26 protein-coding genes are annotated in these 26264 nt (G+C 36.7%); 24 read left to right on the top strand and 2 right to left on the bottom strand.

Going from position 1 to position 26264, the window contains the following annotated elements:
* The 6 genes from MHI47_RS16420 (at position 1) to MHI47_RS16395 (ending at position 6749) form a co-directional block, all read left to right on the top strand.
* Positions 1-1176 (top strand): sugar ABC transporter permease, encoded by a 1176-nt coding sequence (locus MHI47_RS16420; RefSeq protein ID WP_093538302.1) that lies wholly within the window; start codon positions 1-3, stop codon positions 1174-1176.
* A gap of 239 nt (positions 1177-1415) precedes the next feature.
* On the top strand, positions 1416-2396 hold the full coding sequence (locus MHI47_RS16415; RefSeq protein WP_340831517.1) for a sugar ABC transporter substrate-binding protein: 981 nt from the start codon (positions 1416-1418) through the stop codon (positions 2394-2396).
* Complete coding sequence (locus MHI47_RS16410; protein WP_340831516.1) at positions 2393-3856, top strand: sensor histidine kinase; 1464 nt, start codon at positions 2393-2395, stop codon at positions 3854-3856. Before MHI47_RS16415 ends, MHI47_RS16410 begins: the two co-directional genes overlap by 4 nt.
* Positions 3831-5378 (top strand): response regulator, encoded by a 1548-nt coding sequence (locus MHI47_RS16405; RefSeq protein ID WP_340831515.1) that lies wholly within the window; start codon positions 3831-3833, stop codon positions 5376-5378. The genes MHI47_RS16410 and MHI47_RS16405 overlap by 26 nt, the downstream gene beginning before the upstream one ends.
* 12 nt (positions 5379-5390) lie before the next feature.
* Positions 5391-6452 carry a sugar ABC transporter substrate-binding protein gene (locus MHI47_RS16400; protein WP_340831514.1) on the top strand — a complete coding sequence of 354 codons (1062 nt, stop codon included), beginning with the start codon at positions 5391-5393 and terminating at the stop codon, positions 6450-6452.
* Positions 6453-6572: 120 nt separating this feature from the next.
* The gene (locus MHI47_RS16395; RefSeq protein ID WP_340770333.1) at positions 6573-6749 is read left to right on the top strand and encodes a hypothetical protein; all 177 of its coding nucleotides are present in this window, start codon (positions 6573-6575) and stop codon (positions 6747-6749) included.
* 53 nt (positions 6750-6802) lie between these two features.
* Here MHI47_RS16395 and MHI47_RS16390 read toward each other — a convergent pair whose 3' ends face one another.
* Positions 6803-8881, bottom strand: a complete 2079-nt coding sequence (locus tag MHI47_RS16390; RefSeq protein ID WP_340831513.1) for an SA1320 family protein — start codon at positions 8879-8881, stop codon at positions 6803-6805.
* A 13-nt stretch (positions 8882-8894) separates the two neighbouring features.
* Positions 8895-9845: a DUF1672 family protein gene (locus MHI47_RS16385; RefSeq protein WP_340831512.1), complete on the bottom strand. Its 951-nt coding sequence runs from the start codon at positions 9843-9845 to the stop codon at positions 8895-8897.
* A 298-nt stretch (positions 9846-10143) separates the two neighbouring features.
* On the opposite strand from MHI47_RS16385, the gene MHI47_RS16380 reads away from it, so the two are divergent.
* The 18 genes from MHI47_RS16380 (at position 10144) to kynB (ending at position 26195) form a co-directional block, all read left to right on the top strand.
* Positions 10144-10851 carry a nucleotidyltransferase domain-containing protein gene (locus MHI47_RS16380; RefSeq protein ID WP_340831511.1) on the top strand — a complete coding sequence of 236 codons (708 nt, stop codon included), beginning with the start codon at positions 10144-10146 and terminating at the stop codon, positions 10849-10851.
* 17 nt (positions 10852-10868) lie between these two features.
* On the top strand, positions 10869-11186 hold the full coding sequence (locus MHI47_RS16375) for a hypothetical protein (protein ID WP_093538309.1): 318 nt from the start codon (positions 10869-10871) through the stop codon (positions 11184-11186).
* 146 nt (positions 11187-11332) lie between these two features.
* Entirely contained in the window at positions 11333-11968 is a 636-nt protein-coding gene (locus MHI47_RS16370; protein WP_340831510.1) for a lysozyme inhibitor LprI family protein, read from the top strand.
* Between the two features lie 123 nt (positions 11969-12091).
* Positions 12092-12586, top strand: coding sequence for a GNAT family N-acetyltransferase (locus MHI47_RS16365; protein ID WP_340831509.1), 495 nt, complete (start codon positions 12092-12094; stop codon positions 12584-12586).
* A gap of 72 nt (positions 12587-12658) precedes the next feature.
* The gene (locus MHI47_RS16360) at positions 12659-13189 is read left to right on the top strand and encodes a D-glycero-alpha-D-manno-heptose-1,7-bisphosphate 7-phosphatase (protein WP_093538311.1); all 531 of its coding nucleotides are present in this window, start codon (positions 12659-12661) and stop codon (positions 13187-13189) included.
* Between the two features lie 234 nt (positions 13190-13423).
* Entirely contained in the window at positions 13424-13702 is a 279-nt protein-coding gene (locus MHI47_RS16355) for a DUF1292 domain-containing protein (protein WP_093538360.1), read from the top strand.
* Between the two features lie 76 nt (positions 13703-13778).
* Entirely contained in the window at positions 13779-14078 is a 300-nt protein-coding gene (locus MHI47_RS16350) for a DUF1292 domain-containing protein (protein WP_093538312.1), read from the top strand.
* Between the two features lie 159 nt (positions 14079-14237).
* Positions 14238-14987: an EcsC family protein gene (locus MHI47_RS16345; protein ID WP_340831508.1), complete on the top strand. Its 750-nt coding sequence runs from the start codon at positions 14238-14240 to the stop codon at positions 14985-14987.
* Between the two features lie 80 nt (positions 14988-15067).
* Positions 15068-17296, top strand: a complete 2229-nt coding sequence (locus MHI47_RS16340; protein ID WP_340831507.1) for a YcdB/YcdC domain-containing protein — start codon at positions 15068-15070, stop codon at positions 17294-17296.
* 258 nt (positions 17297-17554) lie between these two features.
* Positions 17555-18037, top strand: a complete 483-nt coding sequence (locus MHI47_RS16335; protein ID WP_093538315.1) for a PTS sugar transporter subunit IIA — start codon at positions 17555-17557, stop codon at positions 18035-18037.
* Positions 18038-18074: 37 nt separating this feature from the next.
* The gene (locus MHI47_RS16330; protein ID WP_093538316.1) at positions 18075-18899 is read left to right on the top strand and encodes a PRD domain-containing protein; all 825 of its coding nucleotides are present in this window, start codon (positions 18075-18077) and stop codon (positions 18897-18899) included.
* A 63-nt stretch (positions 18900-18962) separates the two neighbouring features.
* On the top strand, positions 18963-20405 hold the full coding sequence (gene nagE, locus MHI47_RS16325; protein WP_340831506.1) for an N-acetylglucosamine-specific PTS transporter subunit IIBC: 1443 nt from the start codon (positions 18963-18965) through the stop codon (positions 20403-20405).
* Positions 20406-20537: 132 nt separating this feature from the next.
* Complete coding sequence (nagA, locus tag MHI47_RS16320; protein WP_340831505.1) at positions 20538-21692, top strand: N-acetylglucosamine-6-phosphate deacetylase; 1155 nt, start codon at positions 20538-20540, stop codon at positions 21690-21692.
* Positions 21682-22431 (top strand): SIS domain-containing protein, encoded by a 750-nt coding sequence (locus tag MHI47_RS16315; protein WP_340831504.1) that lies wholly within the window; start codon positions 21682-21684, stop codon positions 22429-22431. The genes nagA and MHI47_RS16315 overlap by 11 nt, the downstream gene beginning before the upstream one ends.
* Positions 22432-22559: 128 nt before the next feature.
* Positions 22560-23264, top strand: a complete 705-nt coding sequence (locus MHI47_RS16310; protein WP_340763518.1) for a glucosamine-6-phosphate deaminase — start codon at positions 22560-22562, stop codon at positions 23262-23264.
* 169 nt (positions 23265-23433) lie between these two features.
* Positions 23434-24711, top strand: a complete 1278-nt coding sequence (kynU, locus tag MHI47_RS16305; protein WP_340831503.1) for a kynureninase — start codon at positions 23434-23436, stop codon at positions 24709-24711.
* A gap of 14 nt (positions 24712-24725) precedes the next feature.
* The gene (gene kynA / locus MHI47_RS16300) at positions 24726-25556 is read left to right on the top strand and encodes a tryptophan 2,3-dioxygenase (RefSeq protein WP_340831502.1); all 831 of its coding nucleotides are present in this window, start codon (positions 24726-24728) and stop codon (positions 25554-25556) included.
* 12 nt (positions 25557-25568) lie between these two features.
* Positions 25569-26195 carry an arylformamidase gene (gene kynB / locus MHI47_RS16295; RefSeq protein WP_340831501.1) on the top strand — a complete coding sequence of 209 codons (627 nt, stop codon included), beginning with the start codon at positions 25569-25571 and terminating at the stop codon, positions 26193-26195.
* The last annotated feature ends 69 nt before the right edge of the window (positions 26196-26264 follow it).

Raw genomic sequence — 26264 nt, 5'->3', positions numbered from 1 at the left:
ATGAACTTTTTTGGAGAAGCAAAAGCACTCGTCAAAGCCAACATTCGGGATTATGGAATGTATATTGCGTTAATATTCATTATGTTAACGTTTACGATTATGACGAACGGACTATTTATGTCCTCAAGAAACATTAGTAATCTATTAGATTCAGCAGGATATATCGCTGTATTGGCAGTAGGGATGACGCTCGTAATTGTCATTCGCCATATAGATTTATCGGTTGGATTTTTAGCAGGATTTTTAGGAGCAATTGCAGCAATATTTTTAACACAAATGGGCGTGTCGGTTTGGATTACTATTCCAGCAATTTTAATCCTTGGAGCACTCATTGGATTGGTTAATGGTGTCTTAATCGCTAAAATAGGTATACCAGCCTTTGTAGCAACGCTTGCGGGAATGTTAATTTTCCGAGGTGCATTACTTCAAGTAACAGAAAAAACAGGAACTATTATTATTAAAGATGATCAATTTAATGCGATTGGGAATGGATTTATCCCTTCGATTATGCAAATAAATGGTTTGCATCTATTAACATTATTAGTTGGTTTAGTTGGGATTCTTTTATTTGTCTACAATGAAATTTCTACTCGTCGCAACAAAATGACTTATGGTTTCGAAGTTATGTCTAGTGGGTTATTCAGTGCGAAACTGGTGTTAATATCCGCAATTATTGGATATATTACATGGATTTTAGCAGGATACAATGGTTTATCATGGACAGTAATCATTATGATTATAGTAGTAGTTATCTATCATTTCTTAACGACGAAAACCGTACTTGGTCGCCATATTTACGCAGTCGGAAGTAATCCAGAAGCTGCTCATTTAAGTGGTATCAATGTACAAAAGATTACATATATCGTATTTGGATCGATGGGTATGCTCGCAGCATTATCTGGGATTCTATTTACTTCGAGACTACAATCAGCTACGACTACAGCAGGTACATTATTTGAACTGGATGCAATCGCTGCTGCTTATGTTGGAGGGGTATCTTCTGCTGGTGGTGTTGGTAAAGTAACAGGTGCTGTTATTGGTGCCATTGTAATGGCTTGCTTATCAAGCGGGATGAACTTGCTAGGTGTCGGTATATCTTATCAATACATGATCCGTGGAGGAGTTTTGGCAGGAGCAGTAATTTTCGATGTGATGACACGTAAGCAAAGAGCTTAATGTATAGGTTAATGTGGCACCCTTTCTTTCAAGGGGTGCCTTGTATTTTATCTAGGAGATTATGGAGTTTACTTGCGAACAACTGTTAGTTACTCACGGAAAGGGAAACAATACTTGCTCCAGTCGGTGAAGTATTTGCAAAAGGGATAAAAAGATTGGGAATCATCTGAATATAGGATTGTCAATTTAATTCAAGGTGTTAATATGGAAGAAACTAGCCTATGGAAAGGGGAAGGTGAATGAGAAAAACAATTGTTCTATTATTAGGAGCACTAATTATTATTTTTAGTTATTTAACAATTGTATCTGCAACAAAGGCTTTTCGGTCCTCTAGTGAATTACCTGCTTCCCTTTCCGAGATGGAAGATTCCATTCGCCTTGTATTGATAACACAAGAACTGGACACCCCTTTTTGGAATAAGGTTGGACAAGGAGCAAAACAGCAAGCAAAGCTAGAAAATGTGGACCTCGAAGTATGGGGAAGCTATGGAAATAACGAAGACGATTTTTTGAAAAAGATGGAGATCGCTATTCACTCAAAAGTAGATGGAATCATTGTTCAAGGCCTGGACACGGATGAATTTAAAGAACTAACCAAAATTAAAGCTGCTTTTTATGGAATACCTGTTATTACAGTAGCTAACGACGTTCCGGTAGAAGAAAGCTTGCGCAAAACATATGTAGGATCCGACCAATTTGGGGCGGGTAAAATGGTTGCTTATGAACTGATTAAAGAAATGGGTACGTCTGGAGAAGTAATAGTACTTAGAGATGAAGTACAAGCATATTACCAAAAAGAGCGCTTGGCTGGAATACAAGATGTCCTCGAAAATTATCCGGCGATTGACATAATTATTAGAGGAACAGAAGACACAAACGAACAAGTGATTTCGACAACCCAACAGCTTATGAATGATGCGCCGAGAGCTACTGCGTTTATCGCGATTAATGCAAATTATGCGGGACCTATGATTCAGGAAATAGGAAGACGAACGCAAGTAGAACCGTATCATATTTATACGTTCGATGACGGAGTTGAATCGACTACTCTTTTGGAGCAGGGAAAACTAGATGGCATTTTAGAACAAAAACCAGAACAAATGGGCCAGGAAAGTGTGAAATGGCTCATGGAGTGGATTTCTGGCGAGACAGTTCCTCTAAATTCTGGTGGTTATTTGACGGAAACCAAGATGCTTGTATCAGATGGTGACAAGCCATGACTACTATTCAACGAAAGATTTGGCTACTCGTTTCTGTTATGTTGCTCATCATGGGAATTATTTGGATGACGCTCACTTATTACAATCAGCAAACACAAGAACAAACAAATTCTATTCTACAGCGTTATTTACGCCTTAATGAAGTAACAATTGCTAGTCAAAAAATGATAACCGACTTAAATAATTATTTGTTGGATCCTACAGAAATACATAAAGTAAAGATAGAGAAAAGTATTAAAACCATTGAGGAAGTTCAACAGGATGTAGTAAAGCTTCGCAATGAAGAAAATGCGTTTTCTGTTACGAATTATATTCATTTAATCGATAGTTTAGTAGAGACGGCCAATCGTTCTATATTATTTTCAGAAGAGCAGGAATTAGAGGGCTCCACAAATGAATTCAATGAGGCAAATCGTATATCAATGTACATATCAGAAATGACATTAACTATTTTAGAGCGGGAGTTAAAAACCTATAATCTATTTTACCGAGAAATCATCGATCAGTCAGAGGAGTTAAAAAAACTAGGAATCTGGATACTCCTTCTAGTAACAGCAGTGTTGCTTCTAGCTACTTATTGGTTCTCGCTCAGTATTACAAAACCTGTACATCAGCTTACGAAAGCTGCAAACGAGTTAGCACATGGTCGTTTCAATCAAAAAATAATAGTAGAATCTAATGATGAAATTGCATTCCTAGCACAGACATTTGATACAATGCGCATAAATATTAATGACTTGATATTGGAGATTCAGCAAAAGGCACAGCTTGAACATGAACTTCAGCAAAGTAAGCTACTGTTAAAGGAGAGCCAATTAAAGAGTTTACAAAGCCAGATTAATCCCCATTTTTTGTTCAACACATTAAATACGTTGTCCAAGAAAGCTTACTTAGACGGGGCAGAGGAAACGAGTGATCTGTTAGTAAGTGTAGCTGGGTTACTGCGGTATAATCTGAAGCGGATCGATCGCCCAGTTACATTGTATGAGGAAGTGCTTGTGCTCTATCAATACATGGAAATACAGAGAGCACGCTTTGCTGACCGTCTGCATTTTGAAGCAAATATCGATGAATCCTGCTTACATGTTAATATTCCTGGCCTTACCCTTCAGCCTATTATCGAAAATGCTGTTATACATGCAATCGAACCAGAAGAGGATGGAGGTACTATCTCGGTTAGAATTTCAAGAGATGGGTCCTGGATTATTATGGAGATAGAGGATAGTGGGAAAGGTATTTCTCAGGATAATATAGAATTGCTACTAAGTGGGCATCTGGATACAAATGTAGGACATTCCACTGGAATTGGGTTTCAGAATGTAGTGAAAAGGCTCCAACTATTTTACGGTGTAGAAAATTTAGTATCTATTGAAAGTGAAGAGGGTATTGGAACGAAAGTAATCATACAAATCCCAGAAACTAGGGAGGAGGTAAATGATGAGACTACTAATAGTGGATGATGAACCAATTGAGCGAGAGGGAATGGAGGCCATCATCCAAAAGGCATTCCCTGACCTTTTAATTGAACAGGCGAAAAACGGTAAAATGGCAATCGAATTAGCAGATACTTTTCTGCCTGACTTAGTCTTAATGGACATAATGATGCCGGGGATTAATGGATTAGAGGCCATTGAAGCAATGAAGGTTTCTCATCCGACTACCAAATTTGTTATGGTAACTGCTTTTGATATGTTCGATTATGCAAGACAGGCTATCAAACTTGGAGTAAAAGATTATTTATTGAAACCTAGTAAAGCTAGTGAAATTGTTATAACAGTAGGAAGAGTATTAGATGAGTGTCAGAAAGAGCTAGAGGCAGAGAATAATAGTAAAATGCAAATCGAGAAGTGGGAACAGGCACTGACTTTGGCGGAAACGGATATTGTCACCCAGTTATTATTTGACCATGTTCATGAGGTCCATATTGATATGCTTGTAGAAATGCTTGAAACTCGTTCCACACTAGAAAAATTTGTTGTTGTACTTGTATTGCCAGAAGGTGCACATCATTATTATTTATCGATTAAAGAAAAGGTAAGAGCAACTGGAGATGCTTGGATAGGTGCTCTAAACGGGAGGCAGTTACCTCTAATTATTTTTCGAGATTCTAAGTGTAGCTTTCGATCGCAGGCGATAGCTTTAGCTAAATCCATTCTATCCTTGGGCAATGAGCAGCAAGGGACAGAGTGGTTCATGGGGATAGGTCAGGTATGTGAAAATCTAGATGAAATTCGCCTGTCTTACCAGGAGGCACTTATTGCGACAATGGATACAACCTTAGCAGTTAAGTATAGATTTTATATGGACGTTCCAGCCCTTACTTTAGAAACCGATAATCATATTATTAAGCAGCAACAAAAAGAATTTTTTGATCATATCCGGCTTGGGGATTGGGCTGCTATTCGTACCCGTTTGTTGGAAGTAATTCAGCAATATGAAAATGTGGGAAATTCATTGATCTATACTCAGCAACGCATACTCGAGTTACTTTGGGTGGCAAACCGTGTAATGGATGAAATGGGAATGGAAACGAATGCATTGTTTTTCTCGTTCCAGGCAAATGATTATAGACAGTTACGAACAGAAACACTATTACTGTTGGAACAGATGAATGCTGTTTATAACGCCCATTACGATCAAATAGAAGCTGATAAGATACATCAAATTCAACAGTATATTCGTGAACATTCACATGAAGATATTTCTTTGGATGCACTAGCATATCGAGTGAATTTGAGCACAATTTATATTAGTAAAATGTTTAAGGAAAAGCTAGGCGTCAACTATATAGACTATTTAACAGAGTGCCGCATTGAAAAAGCAAAGAAATTATTGAATGACCCAGAGAAAAGTTTAAAAGAGATTACTTTTGAAATTGGTTATCATGAACCCAATTACTTTAGTAAAGTATTCAAGAAAATGTGTGGCGTGTCTCCGAAAGAATATAGAAAAACATTATGGACTAAAAAAGCGGAAGTCTAGAGGAGGAGACAGATGAAAAGTAAGTTTATGACCGTTTGTCTTTTCGGAATGACCATGTTTCTTTTTGCCTGCACGGATAATTCTGTACCTAAAACTCAAGAGGCGGAACATAGTCCAGTTGTTAATGAGGAAGAGCCTGTTAGAATTGGTTTTTCCATGGATACATTGCTAGAGGAGCGTTGGCTAAAAGACCGTGAATTGTTTAAAGAGGCTGTAGAAAATCTAGGAGCAGAAGTAGAGATTGTTGCTGCAAATGGCGACGATGCGTTACAGATTTCACAAGCAGAGACACTTATTCAAAGTGGTATCGATTTATTGGTAATCGTACCTCATAATGCGGCAGCTACAGCAGCAATCGTCCATAAAGCACATCTTGCGGGAATCCAAGTAATTGCTTATGATCGTCTAGTTAAAAATGCAGAGGTCGATATGTACATTTCGTTTGATAATGAACAAGTTGGTAAAATGCAAGCGGAGGCTATGACGGCACTTGTTCCAAAGGGGAATTATGTCTTTATAGGAGGAGCCATCACGGATAATAATGCACATCTTTTAAAAAAAGGTGTATTTAAGGTGTTGCAACCATTTATAGAAAGTGGAGATATTCACGTTGTCTATGACCAATGGACGAAAGATTGGACTCCTGCAAATGCCCAGGCCAATATGGAACAAGCTATTCGTAATTCGAATGGTCAAATTGATGCAGTGATTGCTGCAAACGATGCTACAGCTGGCGGTGCCATTCAAGCACTCCAGAATCATGGACTAATTAGTCAAATACCAGTAGCGGGACAAGATGCAGATCTCGCTGGTGTTCAAAGAATTGTAGTTGGAACACAAACAATGACTGTTTATAAGCCTATACAAATACTTTCCAACAAAGTAGCTGAAATTGCAGTTTCCATGGCAAAAGGAGAAATTGTAACGGCCGACCAACAAATTAATAACGGTAAGAAAGAAGTACCATCTGTTTTGTTACCTCCGATTGCAGTAGATTTAGCTAATCTTGAGAGTACTGTTATTAAGGATGGATTTCATGCAGCAGAAGATATTTATGGGACTGTAACAAAGTAACTGGGGAAGAGTTCAAATAAATTATTACCTGGTTTAAAGCGAGATAGTTGTACGATTATTTTCTATGGAAGAATATTCACTTCTGTTCAGAGCAAATTAGACTCTAGGAGGTGAATATTCATGAGTAAAAATAACAATAAAACAACTAATATGAGAACGCATAATAGTTATGAGCTGTACAAAAATCCTACGAATAATCCAGACGAGGAGTTTTCAGAAGAATTTGTGGAGATATCCAAAAATAAGATCACAAATAAAATTAACAAAAACCCGTCTAACAAAAGAAAAAATAATTAGTATACGAAAGGTGAGATCAATTGAGCTCACCTTTTTCTATATTATTTACGTATCTAGAGCGTGCCGCGATTAACTTGCTCCTTTAATAGTTGAATATTGTTTAAGACATTTTTGGATATTTCTAAAGTTGCTTCAATAGCTTTAGCTTTTTCGCCGGATAATTGAAAAATAATATCATTAAAAAGTAGTTCCATTTCGTCTAAAATAGCTAACGTCGAAATGTTATAGAGACGAACATCATCAAATTTCCCAGGTTCGAAAATAGCAGTATCTAGATAAGGCATAAAATTTTGAAGCATTTCAGGAAGGTTAGCTGATAGACTACCTGATCCCATACGAACGGTTTCTGCTATTGTTTCTATCTCTTCTAATGGAACTAATGCATTATTTACTGCTGCTTTTACTTTTTCCTCATAATCCGTAAATATACTTATAAGTAAGCTAATTGGATTACCATAGAGTCCGACATTTAAAGCTGCCTTTACCGAAAAAATTATAGCGGATACTGCACTTTCAATCATTAGAGCAACAGTATAAATTCTGTCAACAATTGGGTGTACTATAGTAGTTACTAATGATGTAATTTGTTTATGGGCTAGCTCCACTTGAATTTCTTTTATTTTCATCCCAATTGTCAAATATGGAGAAGTATCAATATTCATGATTTCCGTTTTTTGTATAGTATCTACACCATCTGCAAGAGATTTTCCTGATTGGATAGAACCTCCTAGGTTTTGATCCTTGTTAAACATGGAAGTAGCAATATCCTTAACTTGGGTTTCATAGTTTGTTAATTGGTTATGAACAGCCTCTTTGTTCTTGTGAACGATTGAGTAATGCGCATTTAGTTCACCCACTATTGCATCTACAAACATATCCTTGCCACCTTTAAAAAGCTCGGGTATGTGTGTTTGGATGATTATTTGAGCACCATTCACTAAGTTATCGACATCATCTTTTAACTGATTTAAATATTCTCTTGCAGGAGCAAAGAGGCTCTCTACATCAATATTTATCGAAGTGATAAATTCTATTATTTCTGCAGGCTTAGAGTTCAGGATAGAATTTAGTATTCTGCATTTAGATTCTGCAGAGTCTAATAGAGAAATTAAATAGTCGATACACCCTTTAAGAATCGTCCCCGTGTTGGAGATGCCGTTGTATAAAGGATCACCGGCAGCTTCATCAAACATAGTTTGAAAGGTTTGTTGTAAGACAGTTACGCGATTGCTAAACTGCATACTTTCATCTAATACAATGCTTACGGAATTGTTTAGATAGCTTTGTACATTCGTAATTCTGCCTTTTACCTGATCTCGAATACCGTTTGATAGTAGTAGCATATTCTCTTTGTTTAAAACAATTTTTTCTGTTTGACCACCATATAAAGGGGAACCAGTCCAAAGGCTTGTGACGATGTGATCATCTGCACCAATGTAAATAAATCCATGCCCTGGCTGGCCCTTTATCCCAACTTCAATTTTAAATTCACCATTCTCATCGGCTTCTACGTAGCCTGTGTGATTAGAACCAAGCATTGAAAAAAGAGGAACACCATTGTTTATGCCATATTTATTTCCAGGAATTCGATCGCCTAAACCAAGAGATTCCTCCGTCCCGGTTAGAAAATCGTACTTACTATAGTAATTTGTAATATTGGGATATTCTTTACTAGAGTCGACCATTCCAAAAGGAAGAATAGCAGGATTAAGCGTTACTGCTTTCACCTTAGGATTCTCCATTGCAACTGCATTTGTTAAGGCACCGGCTAGTGAATTTCCGGAGACCGAAGAAATTGGTCCATATTTATCATGCATTTGCTGATAATATGTTTTGGCATCTAAAATTTGCTGTGGTGGAACTTTGCCGATTAACGTAGTATTCGTTTCGAGCCAGTCCTTATCTAATTGTTCACTACCTACAAATACAATCGATAGCTCTTTCGTTTCAAAATTTTGTATAGTTAATGCATCTAAACCAGAGGAAGAATCATATCTTGTGTCTATTACATCAAATTTTTTTCCATTAACTTGTATACTTTGGTAAACAAGATAATGCCTGTATGCGTGATATCCCGCAAGCTCGACCAAATCCTTGTCGTTTGTGTTTGATACATTCTTAATAGTGGTCATAGGTGATCAACTCCTATTCCTTCATAATCTGATTCAACACGTTTTTATTTAGAGTGTTTGGTTTTGAACCAGAGCCATATTTACTATTAATTAAATTGTCATTTAATATCAAAGCATAGGAGCCTCTTGGTAACCCATCTGTAGTTTTAATCTTATTATATATCTCATCGTAAGCTTCCTCGTCAGGGTCAGTGTTGGCTTCCTTCATGAAAAAGTTAAGAGTTACGTTAACTGCATCTGGATTAAATTTACTTTCATCTAGTATTTTTCTCAACTCTTCTTTACTAATATTTTGGTTCTTTAAATACAAGTTGTTAAGCTCATTGAAGACATCATCGAACACACTAATATAGTAATAGGGGGTAGAGTAACCAGAGTCAGTATTGTTTACTGCCTCCATATTTTTACCTATAACAGGATAATTCGTAATTACTTGATTTACAAAGGTATCCAAATTACTCATTTCTTTTTCATACGCCATTGCATATAATCCACCCGATAAAGCATCTTCTACTTGACCTTCTTGTGACCAAACACTATCTGTTTTCACTGTTTTACCTTTCACATCAATTGGTACTATTGCAAAAGCGTGAAAATGTGGTTCACCTACTGATTCTACAAATACCGAAACACCGTCGGCAGCACCTACCAGATTATGCACAATTACTTCCGTTTTATATTTATCGCTAAAGAATTTTTTAACCGCAACTTCAATATCCTCGCGGTTAGTTTCTGCAATCTTATCTGTTTCTTCACCATTTTTTAACGCGTAGCCTTCCCCGTTATAATCCTGAATGCTAACTAGATTTTCTGTGTTGATAGCAATCTCTTGATCTTGGACTGGTTGTTCTTCTGTTTCAGTTTTCGCTTGAGTACCTTTTGTATTATCAGTTTCCATGTTGCATCCTCCTAGCATAACTGTTATGCCTATACTAATTGCCAAGACTTTATTGTTCTTACGCATATGAAAATCCTCCTAACGTGGATATACAATTTATATTTTCAAATTCCTATATTTACTAATTATATTAAAACGAGAAGTAATATGAAAATATAAACCTATTTTTTGTTTGAATTTTTAAAAAACAGGTGTAAGGGTATGACTTAATAAAAAATAAACAGGACTTTTGTTTTAGATGAAAGGACTAAACTTCGAATTGGATGATCAGAGTTAAAATGGTTTTTTATTTTATCCATTATCAAAATGATGAAGGTATTTCCTCGTTAATATAGAAATTATTAGAGGGATGGGGGCGAGAGATATGAAAAAAAATAATCCATACGAGGCGGCGCAGAAATTTGTACATAAGTATTTTCCAAATTGTAATGGGGCCTTGTTAGCAGGGAGTGTCATTCGGGGAGAGGCGACGGAAACGTCTGATTTAGACATTGTAATTTTTGATGAAACGTTTCCTTCTTCTTATCGAGAGACATTTATAGAATTCGAGTGGCCGATTGAAGTGTTTGTACATAATGGAAGCTCCTATAAGTCGTTTTTTGAGATTGATCGAGAGCGTGCACGACCTTCGCTGCCTAGAATGGTGTCAGAGGGAATAATTTTAAGAAACGACGGGATTATAGAAGCTATAAAAAAAGAAGCAGAGGAACTTTTAAAGGAAGGACCAGAAAAATGGACCGAGAAAACTATACGAATCAAACGGTATTTTCTTACAGATACATTAGATGATTTTATAGGAAGTTCTAATAGAGCGGAAGGAATATTCATCGCAAACACATTAGCAGAACTTACAAGCGAATTTGTTCTTAGAACTAACCAACGTTGGATAGGAACTTCTAAATGGATTGTTCGCACTTTAAAAGCATTTGATGAAGACTTCGTCAATCAATTTGTTGAAGCGTTTGATACATATTACACAACCGGCGATAAAAGCAGAGTAATTTGTTTAGTAGAGGCAGCGATGGAGCCTCATGGGGGTCGGTTGCTAGAAAGTTTTTCATTAGGGAAATAGTGGAATAAGGAGGTCATATGAGAACTATAATTGGAATATTATCCATATTATTTGGAGCATTGTTTATAAATATCACAATTAATCAATTCGAGAAAATAGGAAATATTATGCTGACCTTTTACGGGATAACGTTATGTGTACTCGGTGCTAATGTACTTAGCAATCGAAAAATAACAAATGGTAAAATTTATACAAGAGTTATAGGAATAGGTATTGCGATGATATTATTTGGAGTTGCGTTCGTATTGAAACCAGGTGAAGCAGGTAGCAGTTTTGGAATGACCATAATTATCCTTGGTTTGTTATTTTCATTAGTAGATTATTTAGAACTATAGGATAATGAGCTGGAATGAAGTCGATGTCCAAAATAAATATAATGCCGACTATTAAAAAATTTGCAAACTTTTAACTCTTGTTCGACGTCTAATAAATACTAACTTTAAAAAGTCCGGTTTAATAGGCATATAACAGGAGGAATAGCGTGAAGAATTTACTAGTTCTTTTAATGCCAATGATGCTATTGGTAGGGTGCAATAATGAGGAGACAGAACCCGCTACAGAAACCGATAAGCTTGGAAGCGAGACGGTAATAGACGAGCCAAAAGAAGAGGTTGAAGAAAGTGATGTAGAAGAGACTACTATTGTTGAAGAAGATAATAATAATAATGCAGTGGAGGAAAATAAGAATACGAGTGAAAAGCCAGTAATGAAGGAAAAACCTGTAACTAAAGAAAAAACAGAAACTGTAAATCTCTCCGGAACAAAAGATAAATATTTAAAGCAGCTAAATGACATTGAAAATAGTCTAGGTGATTTAAACAATCAATACAACAATGGTACACAAACCGAGATGCACGAAGCAAAGTCAAAAATTTTAAATAAATGGGATGTAGCCTTAAACGAGATCTATGGTGTATTGAAAAAACAGCTGTCTGCAGATGAAATGAGTAGTCTAAAAGTGGAACAGCGAAATTGGATTAAACAAAGAGATCAAAAGGCTAAAGATGAATCCTCTGTTTTTACAGGTGGAACAATGGAAGCTACTATATACGTATCTACACAGGCACAGCTGACGAAAGAACGCTGTTATGAATTAGTACAAAAATATATGAAATGAAAATAGAGTTGAAAGTCAGCTAATGTTGATTTTCAACTATTTTTGTACTTACTCAATATACCTGAAGGAATAATTACTCATTTGTTGAATTAAACAATAGGCTTAAATATGAGGTGAAAAACCATGTGGATCATTAAAAATATGGAGAATAAGGAACTGGAATTCTTGAAGGATATGCTATATGAATCGATTTATATGCCAGAGGATGTAAAAGATAAAGCAAAGCTATTAAACTCCCCTTCAATAAAAAAGTATTATGAAGATTGGGGAAGAAAAGGAGATATAGCATTAATAGCAACTGATGCCAATAATAGAGCAGTAGGAGCAGTTTGGTATAGACTTTTTGATGAATCTAATATGGGATATGGCTATGTAGACAATCAAACTCCGGAATTAGGAATCGCAGTTATGAAAGAAGCAAGAGGATTAGGAGTAGGCACTTTACTTATGAAAAAGATAATCGAACAGGCTGCAGTGGATGGATATAAAACGCTCTCCTTAAGTGTTGACCCTAATAACAGAAGCGCAGTTCATATTTATCGACAGCTAGGTTTTGTAGACTACGGCATATCAGGGACATCGATAACGATGATTTACCGAGAAGAGAGCAAAGTTTAATATTAAATAATAAAGTCAGTTTGGGGAACAACTAAAGTGACTATTTAAATCTTAAACAAGGGTGTGTTTCACATGAAGACTGCAGTTTTCTTGGATCGGGATGGTGTAATTAATGAGGTGCTCACGGAGCGAGTTAAATTTGTGAACAAACCAGAGCAGCTATATTTTTTACAAGGGGTCCCTGAAGCTATTAAGAAATTGAACGCTTCCTTCGATCATATATTTGTCGTTACCAATCAAGGAGGAGTAGGATTGGGGTTTATGAAGGAATCCCAGTTGCAAAGAATCCATGACCATATGATTGCAGTTTTAAAAAAGGAAGGTGCTACTATTCATGAGGTTGTATACTGTCCGCATAAGCCAAAGTCTGGTTGTGCATGTCGAAAGCCAAACAGTAAGTTAATAGTAGATCTGGGTAAAAAGTATAATGTGGATTTGTCTAAATCCTATATGGTGGGGGATACGGACACAGATATTATTGCTGGGAAAAAAGCCGGAACAAAAGGAGTTTTTCTAGGGAAAAGCGATCCTATTGCGGATGCTGTATTTCCGGATCTTATAAGCGCGGTAGAATGGATTTTACAGGATGCAAAAACAAGTTAAGGTATTTTATGTTACATCAAGCGTATAATTTGAAAAGGAGTAGGATTTTGCTAAAGACTCGTGAATATGAGATGATTTGAATATGCATGGATCCACGAATAATACCATATGTATGTGAAATACTATATGGATAAACAAATCATATAAGTTTTGTGTAAATGCAAGTTGTATTGGGTAGTGAATACTAGAAAGAATACGTGATATTAATAGGAGGAATTTGAAATGGAAGAAAAAATGGGTAGTATTGAAGTAGGAGAAATCCTAACGGTATTAGATGAAGAAGATCGCGAACAAGAGATCGAAGTAATCGGGCTTTTAACAATTGAAGAAAAAGAATATGCAGCAGTTGCATTTGCGGAGGATACGCAAGAAGAAACCGACGAAGACATGGATGTATTCTTTTTCCAAGTAGTTGAAGGTGAGGACTTAGCGGAAATCGAAACAGATGAAGAATTTGAAAAAGTATCTGCAGCATTTCTTGAAGCAGAAGAGGCAGTAGAAGACGAAGAATAGAAAAACTAGAAAAGAGAGGATAATCTCCTCTTTTTTTCAATTAGTAGTAGGATAGCTTTGGTAGGAGGTAAATGGAATGTTACAAAATGAAGGTAAACTAGATATTGGCAGTACATTTAAAGTGTTAGATGAAAATAACCAAGAACAAGAAATGAAAGTTGTAGGATATTTGACTGTAGAACAGATGGAATATGTTGCAGTCATTTTCCTAGAGGATATACAAGAAGATTCTGAAGAAGATATAGGTATTTTCTTTTTCCGGTTAGATGAAGACAAAAACTTTGTCATGATGGAAAGCGACGAAGAGTTCGAAAATGTATCGGCAGCATATATCAAGCTAGAGAAAAATAACTTTGCTAAAAAGAAAAAAAGATAAATACTTGTAACTTTAAAGCATGATACCTAACACAATAGGTATCATGTTTTTTTATATACATCTTCAGGCGGAGATAGAACCGTACCTAGGGGCTAATTTTAATATAGCTATAATAAGATAAAATGAATAATAATAGTAAAAGATAAGGGGGTAGAACTAGTGGATACGTATAGATGGAAAGTTGAAGAGGAACTATTTCTTTGGAAAAGGAAGATGACGAAACGAACGGGATTAATAGGTCGTACGTCTAAGAATGTACAAACAAAGGTTAACGGACTTATTCCTGAAAAGGTCCATCAAGTGATAACGGAAAGTATTAAGAATATGGTAAAGGTGACGCTTGTTGGGTCAAATATAAAAATGAAAAAAAGGCTGCCACTGGAACTTAACCTTCAGGAGCGAGATGAACTTTTACAGGAAAAACTTACTACGTTCCGAAAAACTGCTGTAGTAGAAGGAGCAGGGACAGGAGCAGGAGGTATACTCCTTGGACTCGCTGACTTCCCGCTACTATTATCAATTAAGATGAAGTTTCTCTTTGAAGCAGCCACGGTTTATGGATTCGACACGGATGAATACGAGGAAAGGTTATATATATTGCATATATTCCTTTTAGCTTTTTCTAGTGAGGAAAAAAGAAAAGAAACGCTAGAAATTATGGAGCACTGGGAGCAACAAAAGAGCTTAATTGGCGAGATGGATTGGCGAGATTTCCAACAGGAATATCGGGATTATATTGATCTAGTGAAAATGCTCCAATTACTACCTGGAATAGGAGCGATGGTAGGAGCTGTTGCTAACTATAATTTGCTCGATCAACTTGGTGAAACAGCGATGAATTCATACCGACTTCGTTTATTGTCAAAAAATGGTCTTGAAATAACAAAGGGCATTGACTTTAATAATTAGATTCCATACCAAATTATTGGTATTTTCTCTATCTTGCAATCATAGACTTCAAAGACTGCAAAAGAAGGAGAGATTTTTTTATGAGTTTTAAATATGTTGGTATCATACTAGGCGCTTCTGCACTATCAATCGGACTTTTTTCAGCGAACGTCCATGCAACTACTACTTTGAAAGAACAACCCCCTGTACAAATTCAAGCAGCATCAACAGACAATGTTTTTACAAAAGAGGATTTGATCAAAAAGTTTCGAGGTCTATTTCCAAAGCAATTCGATTTCTTGAAGAGTTCCGATTTCCAGATGAACGGTGGTTATTATTTTCCTGGTGACGAGACAATGCGTTATGATCTATACTTCACAAAAACAATCGATGGAAAACAGTTATATGGCAATGTTTCGTTTGTAGGTAAAGATTTACAAATAGAAAACTTCTCTTATCAACCTGCAACTGTAACAGAAGCGCTTTTTCCAGCTAAAGTTTCTAAAGTGGAAGCGCAAAAGATAGCCGGAGATTTTATGAAAAAATATCTAGATGGCGGTGAATATCAATTAGAGACGGATTCTTATGGCTATTATCCAAATCAGATATTAACGGAACCAATACGATATTCATTTTCCTACACTCGTTTGAAAAACAAAGTTTCTGTTACTGACCAACGAATTGAAGTTTCCATTCTAGGAAACGGTGAAATTGTTGGCTTTTATAGAAATCCAGAAACTAACAAAGCATCCACTTTTGATGACGTGAAAAAAGTAAAAGCGAAAGATGGCGTATTAAAAAAGGTAAAAGAAAATATATATGTGGAAAAGCAATATCAAGTAGAAACAGATTACCAAACTGGTGAACGACATGTACGACTCGTATATCAACCGTCACCAAATTTACTTGGTGTTCATGCTTCTTCTGGAAAATACTTAACTTCCAAAGGATACTCAGTAGATTTCCCTAAAAAATCAACCATTTCGCTGCTTTCTTCCAAGCAGCTCCCAGCCAACTATAAGAATGGGATCACTATAGAAGAAGCAAAGAAAATGTCCGAGAAATTACTGAAAATAGATTTGAAAAATGTTAAGTTGAACATCGACTCTATCAGAGAAATGACTAATTATAACGGACAGGAAGTTATTAGTGTTCAATATATGTATAATTTTCCAAATGGCGGTACTGGAGCAAGTATAGAGATAGACAAACAAACAGGTGAAGTAATTCAGTACTATAATATGAAGAGTGAGATCTTAGCGCAGATGGGTGAGAAGCCAAGTGAAGCGAAGCCTCTTTCCGAAAAACAAGCGCTTGAAAAAGCAGTGGAACATATGAAAAAGTGGATTCCATCTTACCTTCATAACTATGCAAAACCTACAGAGGTAGCATATATAGATGAAATGCAGGGTAGCTTTATGTTTAATTTCCCGAGAGTTGTAAATGGAGTTGTGGTTTCGGGTGATTCTATTAATGTCGGAGTGGCGAAGGATGGTTCACTAAATAACCTTTATGTTAATTATCAAGAGGTGAAGAGTTGGCCATCACCAGAAAAAGCAATATCAGAAAAAGAAGCGAAGGAAATAATAACTAAGGCATTGAGTTTAAGACTTAACTATATGAAATCCAATCAAAAAGAGGGAAATAACCACTATGACCTAGTCTACTCTCAATTATTTAATGAGAAATCTTTTAGTACTTTAGATGCTTTAACAGGTGAGTGGCAAGTGCTTAATGGAGAGAACAATACAACTGTTGTTTCCCATCCTTGGGCGCAAGAGGAACTAAATTATTTTATAAATGCAAAAATCCTTGATGTCAAAGATCCAAAACAGTTTGACGGAGATGCTGCTATTTCCAAGGGAGAAGCGCTAAAAGTAATGATGAAATCACTTACTTATATGTATGATGGCTATTATTATCCTGAGCAGGACAATCAGAAACAATCATTTGACAATATCGATCCTAAGCATCCACTATACCAGTCGGTCGAGCGTGCTGTGGATATGGGAATCCTAAAAGCTGATACAAAGAGTTTTGCGATAGATGAGCCGGTAAGTAAAGAACAGCTAGCAGTTTGGTATATTCGTGCATTAGGTCTCGAACAGGCTGCCAAAAATTCGACTATTTATAAACTTCCTTTTACAGATGCTGATAAAGTACAAAAGGAATTACTAGGTTATGTCGCACTTGCTAATTCATTAGAATTATTGGAGGCGGAAAAAGGAGTATTCAATCCTAAAAAAGAAGTAACCTATGCAGAACTAGTAGTTTCAACAATTCACCTTGCTCACAAGATTTCAGAAAAAGGAAGAACTTTTCTTTATTGATATTTAAGCAATTTAAACAGCTTTCAATTATTTAAATTTACGTTGCTTTTTGGATCTCTGGATGATATTATCGGATTATAAATACGCATATTGGTCACATGTTACTGAACTTTTCAGGCATGGTGGTAAACTGTGAGGGAATAATACTATTATTCTTTTCCATTACCCCATGCCTTTTTATGTTCTTTTAGGTCTCATGGAGCAATATATTTTAATAAGACAATTTCCATAATATCTTTATACAAAGGAGTTCTACTAATGTTTGCTAAATTCATGAAAAAAAATAAAGTACAAGTATTCTCACCACTATCTGGTCAAGTGATTCCCCTAGAACAAGTTCCAGATCCAGTTTTCAGTCAAAAAATGATGGGTGAGGGAGTAGCAATTATGCCAACAGGAGGAGATGTAGTAGCGCCGATTGATGGGACAGTTGTATTAATCTCTAAAACAAAGCATGCGATCGGTATTCGGACAAAGGACGATACCGAAGTGCTAATTCACGTTGGTTTGGAAACAGTCACACTAAAGGGTGAAGGATTTACTGTATTTGTAAATGAAGGTGATGTAGTTTCTACAGGACAAAAACTAATGACAGTGGATTGGGATTTTATCAAAGATAAAGTGCCAAGCATTATTACACCAGTAGTAATTACGAATAGTGCAGAAAGAACTGTAGAATATACTGATGCGTCAGCAAGTGTAGCGGGTGACACATTGGTAATGTCTGTTTCTTCGAAGTAATTCAGGTTGGATAGTATGTGAAGGAGGCTGACTTTCCATTAAAATCACAAAGATACTTAATAATAACGCTGTGATTGTTCTACATGATGGACGCGAGAAAATAGCTATTGGCTCGGGTATAGCTTTTCAAAAGAAACGGAATGACATTATCATTGGGTCCAAAATTGAAAAGATTTTTGTTATGCAAGAAAATGATAAGCTAGTGCAGCTATTAAGTCGAATTCCAGAAGAACATTTTACTATTTCAGAAGAAATAATTACTTACGCCGAAGCGTATTTAAATACAAGATTAAATGAGCATATTCATATAGCTTTGACAGACCATATCTCATTTGCTATTGAAAGAGCAAAGGATGGCATTAATTTAAACAATAGACTGCTTCATGAGATTCGAGTTCTATATAGAGCAGAGTTTGAAATAGGTCTTTGGGCAATTCAGCATATAAATAAAACGTGTCAGGTAGAAATGCCTGTAGATGAAGCGGCTTACATAGCGCTTCATATTCACACGATGAAAATTCAAGGGGGGGATTTACATCAGACAATAAGACAAACCAATTTAATAAAGGGCATGGTTTTATCGATTAAAAAGTACTTGAATATTGAAATTGAGGAAGACGATATTTCCTATCATCGGTTAATCACCCATTTACGCTTTGCATTAACACGGTTAAATCAATCTGAGCTTCATATGATGGATGAAGAAATGTTAGTGATGATTCAAAAGAAATTCCCGGTTGGTTATAGTTGCGCAAGCCAAATAGCAAAAGAGCTTAAGGCGGACCATGGAATTGAGTTTCCCGAAGAAGAGTTAGGTTATATTGCACTGCATATTGAACGGTTAAGAAAGCAAGTTTCATAATTCGGCATTATTTTATACTATTATATTTTTATTAAAAATCAGTTAAAAGGAGATGAATAAATTATGATGAAGTTTTTACAAAATTTGGGGCGTTCGTTAATGCTTCCAGTAGCTGTTTTACCCGCAGCTGCAATATTAATGGGGATTGGATACTGGATTGACTCGGATGGTTGGGGATCAGGAAATGTATTTGCAGCCTTCATGATAAAAGCTGGTAGCTCGATTATTGATAATATTCCTATTCTGTTTGCAGTAGGGGTAGCGATAGGGATGTCCAAGGCGAAAGATGGGGCAGCCGCTTTAAGTGGATTAGTAGCTTTCTTAGTTGTAACTACGATGCTTTCAAGTGGGACTGTTGGTTTATTACAAGGAATCGATGTAGAGAGTGTTGATCCTGCATTTGGAAAGATTAATAATGCATTTATAGGTATTCTTTCTGGTCTTGTTGCTGCAACAATGTATAATCGCTTCAGTCACGTGAAATTACCTGATTTCTTAGCATTCTTTAGTGGAAAACGTTTAGTACCTATTATGTCCGCAGTTGCAATGTTAGTTGCTTCTGCAGCACTATTTTATATTTGGCCAATCGTTTTTGGTGGACTAGTTAACTTTGGTGAAGCAATTAGTAGTCTAGGAGCAGTAGGCGCTGGGCTTTATGGCTTCTTTAACAGACTATTAATACCTACAGGATTGCATCACGCATTAAATGCAGTGTTTTGGTTTGACACTGTTGGTATAAATGATATCAATAAGTTTTGGAGCAGTGAAGGCGTTAAGGGTGTAACTGGTATGTACCAAGCCGGATTCTTCCCGATTATGATGTTCGGATTACCAGCAGCAGCTCTTGCAATGTATCACACGGCTAAAACAAAAAGAAAAAAACAAGCAGCTTCTCTTATGCTTGCAGCTGGTTTTGCGTCATTCTTCACAGGTGTAACTGAGCCACTTGAATTTTCATTCATGTTCTTAGCTCCAGCACTTTATGTAGTTCATGCAGCTTTAACAGGGTTATCTTTATTCATCGCAGCATCCTTTAACTGGACAGCAGGCTTTGGATTTAGTGCAGGGTTAGTCGATTATCTTTTAAGTCTTCGAATTCCAATCGCTAATTTCCCGCTTATGCTATTGCTACAAGGGCTAGTATTTGCAGTTATTTACTATTTCTTATTCCGTTTCTTAATCTTGAAGTTTAACTTAAAAACTCCAGGTAGAGAAGACGATACAGATGAAAGTGAAGAAACTGTTGTAGTTTCATCTGATGATAAGTTTTCAAATATGGCAGCTAGAATCTATGATGGGCTAGGTGGGGACGCCAATGTTGCATCTGTAGAACACTGTACAACTCGTTTACGTGTAGAAGTATTAGATATGGATAAAGTCGATCAAAAGAAAATTAAAGATACTGGTGTTCCAGGTATTAATATAGTAGGTCCGAAAAATATTCAAGTTATTGTTGGAACAAGCGTACAATTTGTTGCAGACGAAATTGAGAAAATACGTAAATAGTAGATAATTGAAAAGCTGTTTAATTTGGGTGTCCATATTAAACGGCTTTTTCTTTATGGTGATGCAGATTCTATTTATCATTTTGGGATTATTAATCTATACTGTTATTAAGCAAACTGCGGAGGTGTAGTAATGAGTAAAACAATTCTAATATCGAACGTGACTATTGTAAATTATGATCGTGAAATTACAGGGGATCTATTTATCCGAGATGGTAAGGTAGAGAAAATTGGACAAGCTTTACAAGTGGAGGCAGATATCTTTTTAGATGGAACTGCAAAGAATTGGATAGTTATGCCAGGTTTTATCGATATGCATATTCATGGGTCAGCTGGTTTTGACATGATGGATGCTACAGAAGAAGCGCTTAGAGGAATGTCTCGTTCATTAGTAAAAGAAGGTACGACTAGCTATTTGCCAACTACTATCACTCAACGGGTGGATGCGATTGAAGCAGCGCTTGAAAATGTAAATGGCTTTGTAAATAATGCAGATGAAGCAGAGGTTTTAGGGATTCATGTAGAGGGACCATATATTTCTACAAAATGGGCTGGAGCACAGCCAATTGAACATATTAGCGAGCCCTCTATTGAACAGTTTCTAAAGTGGCAACAACTTAGTGGAAATCGCATTAAACAAGTGACCGTTGCTCCCGAAATAGTGGGTGGTTTTGAATTTGTACAAGCCATGAGTGAGGAAGGCATTATCTCTTCAATCGGACATTCAGATGCTAGTTCAGATGAAGTTGAAAAGGCGGTCCAATTAGGAGCTAAGCAAGCTACCCATTTATATAACCAAATGCGTCCATTCCATCATCGTGATACAGGTGTAGTCGGATCAGTTCTGCTAGACGATCATATGAAAGTGGAAATCATTGTTGATTATATACATAGTCATATGAAGGCAGTGAATTTAGCATACCGTTTGAAGGGTGCTGAAGGAATTATTTTAATAACAGATGCTATGCGTGCTAAAGGATTAGATTATGGGGAATACGATCTTGGTGGACAGACTGTTTATGTCACAGAAAAAGGTGCACATCTGTCTAGTGGCGCATTAGCGGGAAGTATACTGACAATGGACCAGGCTGTTCGTAATATGAAGCAAACGACGGGTTGTTCCTTGCAAGAACTGGTATCGATGTCCTCTACTAATGCAGCGAAACAATTGAAATTATCCCATAAAGGGTATATTGATGAAGGCTTTGACGCAGATTTGGTTATATTGGATTTGGAATTGAATGTACAAAAAACAATCTGTCGAGGAAATATAGTATTTGAAAGTTAATGAAAATAGAGGTGATCAAATGCAGTCCTATTGGAAGGAAATAAATAGTTTACTGGAGCAGGTTGCAGCACTGGAAAAAGAAAATATAGATAATACTTCTAAGCTAATTGGTGACCGTATTAAAAAGGGGGGAATAGTGCAATTATTTGGTTGTGGACATTCCCATCTTTTAGCTCAGGAAGCATATTACCGTGCAGGAGGGTTAGTACCTGTTGCTCCGATTACCATAGAGCCTTTAATGTTACACAAAGGTGCGTTGACTTCTTCACAGAACGAGAAAGATCCTACGTTCATCGAGCGTAATAATGACAACATAAGCTTTCAACCGAATGATATTCTAATTGTTATTTCTACTTCTGGTCGCAATCCAGCTCCAATAGATATGGCTTTCTTAGGGAAAAAGGCGGGTATTTTAGTTATCTCTCTTCAGTCTTTAAATTATAAGGACCAAGAAGGTCGACACGCGAGCGGGAAGCGCCTAGAAGATGTAGTGGATATCGTTTTAAATACACATATACCTGTTGGCGATGGACTTCTGAGTAACAAGGGATTGCAATATGGTCCATCTTCTACGGTTGTTGGGGCTGCTCTTCTTAATGCACTTATTTCGCAAATTATCGAGGAGATAAGTAAGGAATCTGATCAACTACCAGTGTTTAAAAGTGCAAATCTCTCAGATAGCCAATTGCATAATGAAGAGATGATGGAAAAGTATAAAAATCGAATAGATTTTAACTAAAGTATTATTAGTGCTTGTTTGCTCTCGATTTGCATCAAATGACCAAATTGAATATAATGATAATTTTACTAACGTAAAAATTTAGCAATTAGTGAGTATGCGCAATTCAGAAAAAGGTGGTTTTCAGTATGGCATTAGATTTAGAAGTATGGGAAGACAATGATGCTCTATATAGTCGGGCACAAGAAATATTTTCAACACAGATAAAGAATGGTGCAATTACATTTGGATTAGCAACGGGTGGGACGATGATTCCACTTTATGAAAAGCTGCGAAGTAGTGCGTTGGATTTCTCTCACTGTAATAGTGTAAATCTAGACGAGTATGTGGGAGTTCCTCAAGGACATCCAGCAAGCTACCATACGTTTATGCAACAACATCTCTTTGAGGCAAAACCATTTAAAGCTACATATATTCCAAATGGAGTAGCTGAAGATGTACATGCAGAAGCATTAAAATATGAAAACGTGTTAAAATCACTAACTGTCGATATGCAATTATTAGGTGTCGGAGTGAATGGGCATATAGGTTTCAATGAACCAGGTACATCCTTTCAAAGTGAAACAGATGTGGTTGAGCTAACAGCTTCCACTAGATCTGCAAATGCTAGATTTTTTGACTCGCTTGATGAAGTTCCAAAGCAAGCCATTACGATGGGCATTGCTTCTATAATGAGAGCGAAATGCATTCTTTTAATTGCAGTAGGAGAAGAGAAAAGAACTGCGATTGAAGCGTTATTAAAAGGAGATGTAACGGAGGATATTCCGGTTACACGGCTTTGTAATCATCCCAATGTTATTGTGTTAACTGATTTGCAAATTAATAACGACTAAAAATAGTATAGTTACAAGTAGCGTTCGAAGAGTCCATTTTCGAACGCTTTTTTGTATGTACGAAGAAGCAGTGTTTATTGTAAATACATAATGAGAAATAGAAAGAAGGAATTTTCGGATAATTGCAGAAGTAGGTATAGATGAGTTTGTTTATAAGGAGGGAATTACTATGGAACGAAATACTTCACTAGACTATGCCCAAAAATTAGATGAGCAAGATACTTTAAGGATGTATCGACACGAATTCTATGTCCAACCAAATACCATTTATATGGATGGAAATTCCCTTGGGTTACTCTCTAAGCGAGCAGAAAATTCAGTATTAACCCTACTAGATTCTTGGAAAGAATATGGAATAGATGGCTGGACAAAAGGGCAGTATCCTTGGTTTTATTTCCCTGAGTTATTAAGTGAGATGTGTGCTCCACTAGTAGGAGCCTCAAAGGACGAAGTAATTATAACGGGCTCTACAACGGCAAACTTGCATCAGTTGGTTGCTAGTTTTTATCGACCCGAGGGAAAGCGTACGAAAATAGTTGTGGATGAACTAAATTTCCCATCTGATATATATGCTATTAGTAGTCAGCTGTCCTTGCATGGATTGGATACTAAAGACCATATGATAATGGTGAAAAGTCGAGATGGCTATACGTTAGAGGAAGAAGATATTATTAATGCGTTGACCGATGATGTGGCTCTAATAGTACTACCTAGTGTGCTATATCGAAGTGGTCAAGTATTAGACATCCAATTGCTCACGGAAGCGGCGCATAAGCGCAATATTATTATTGGTTTTGATCTGTGTCATTCAATAGGATCTGTACCACATGAGTTAGATAAATGGGACGTAGATTTTGCTTTTTGGTGTAACTACAAGCATCTGAATGGTGGACCTGGTGCAACAGGTGGTTTATATGTGAACCGTAAGCATTTCGGAAGAAAGCCTGGATTAGCAGGGTGGTTTGGGTCAGATAAAGAGAAGCAATTTGATATGTCTACCCAAATGGTACCAGCAGCTGATGCTGGTGCGTATCAGATCGGGACTCCTCATATACTAAGCAGTGCACCATTATTAGGTTCGCTAGAGATGTTCCAAGAGGTTGGAATGGAAGCAATTCGTGAAAAATCATTAAGACTTACCGATTATCTGATGATGTTAATTGATTTGGAATTGGGTGAGTATAATTTTGTCATTTCTAATCCGCGTGAATCAGAAAAGCGTGGAGGTCATATCTTTTTAGTGCATGAAGAGGCGGCACGTATATGTAAAGCGTTAAAAGAGCATCAAGTCATTCCCGATTTTCGTTCACCTAATGGTATTCGCCTGGCACCAGTTGCATTGTATAACTCGTTTGAAGACGTTTGGAATACTGTGCAGATTTTAAAAAGGATTATGGAGGAAGAGCTGTATAGAAAATATGAAAACAAACGTGATGTCGTTGCTTAATAAGGAGGGAAGATATGCAAGATGAAAAGAAGGAAAGTGGCATTCATACAGATTTTAGCAATGATATGACGTATGGAGAATATTTGCAACTGGATAATTTATTGTCTAGTCAGAACAGATTATCTGGACATCATGATGAAATGCTTTTCATCATTATCCACCAAGTTAGTGAACTTTGGATGAAGCTTATCCTACATGAATTGACTAGTGCCATTCATGCTATTCAGGCTGATAAGATGCAATCTGCCTTTAAAATGCTAGCAAGAGTGACGAAAATTCAAACACAAATTATTCAAGCTTGGGATGTTCTTTCTACATTAACACCGGCAGAGTATCTAGAATTTCGAGATAAGTTAGGCAAGGCTTCTGGATTTCAATCTTTTCAATACCGACAAATCGAATTTGCTCTTGGCCATAAGTCCAAACATATATTAAAGATTTACGAGCAGGATGAAGAATTGCATAGAGAATTAGAAACTGCTTTTCTTGCACCGAGTATTTATGATGTTTCGATTCAAGCATTAGCTAGAGCGGGGTTTCCGATAGCTCCTTCATTATTGAATCGAGATTATTCCATTTCGTATGTGGGAGATGAATCAGTAGCCAATGCATGGAAGGAAGTTTATCAAAACGTCGATCAACACTGGAATTTATATCAACTAGCAGAAAAGCTAGTAGACGTGGAAGACTGGCTTCAACAGTGGCGCTTTCGTCATATGAAAACGGTTGAAAGAATAATAGGATTTAAGAAAGGCACTGGGGGATCTTCCGGTGTGAATTATTTACGACATGTGTTAGATCATCGTTTTTTCCCGGAACTTTGGGATTTACGCACTAATTTATAGGGGGTCACGGATATGAATAAGGAATGGATCGATATTACACAAACTATCTCTACTAGAATAGCTACATGGCCAGGAGATACACTCTTTGAATATGAACTAACCGCTACAAAGGATGATGGTGGTGCTGCAAATGTTGGGACGATTACAGCAAGTTTGCATACTGGAACACATGCAGATGCCCCATTTCACTATGTAAGTGAAGGGAAAACGTTAGATATGCTAGACGTTAATATGTATATTGGTCGTGCCAAAGTGGTGAGTGTCGTTGGGGCTACGGAAATTGGTAGGGAGGAGTTAGAAGGGTTTGATCTAACAGGTGTAGAACGTTTGCTTTTAAAAACAACGAATACTGCATCTCCTGAAAAATTTCCAGACAGGATTAATACATTGAAGGAAAATATTGGACCTTTTTTAAAGGAAAAGGGTATCTATCTCATTGGTACCGACCAACCTTCCGTGGACGGTATCGAAAGTAAGGAACTATTAGCTCACCATTCGCTGTTTAACAACAATGTATTTATAATTGAAAATCTTTTGCTCGAAAAGGTAGAACCAGGTGATTATGATTTAATCGCTCTACCCTTGAAAATTGAAGGAGCAGATGGAAGTCCCATACGAGCTGTGTTAAGAAAAGTATAATACCAAGGGTAGATATAGCACTTAGAAATGCTAGTCTATCCATTTTTTCTTTTGGTTCTATTAAGGAGG

It is taken from the genome of Psychrobacillus sp. FSL H8-0487 (assembly GCF_038008385.1).
Taxonomy (GTDB): Bacteria; Bacillota; Bacilli; order Bacillales_A; family Planococcaceae; genus Psychrobacillus; species Psychrobacillus psychrotolerans.
Note: the sequence above shows the minus strand (reverse complement) of the source record. Positions and strands in the feature narration are given on the sequence as shown.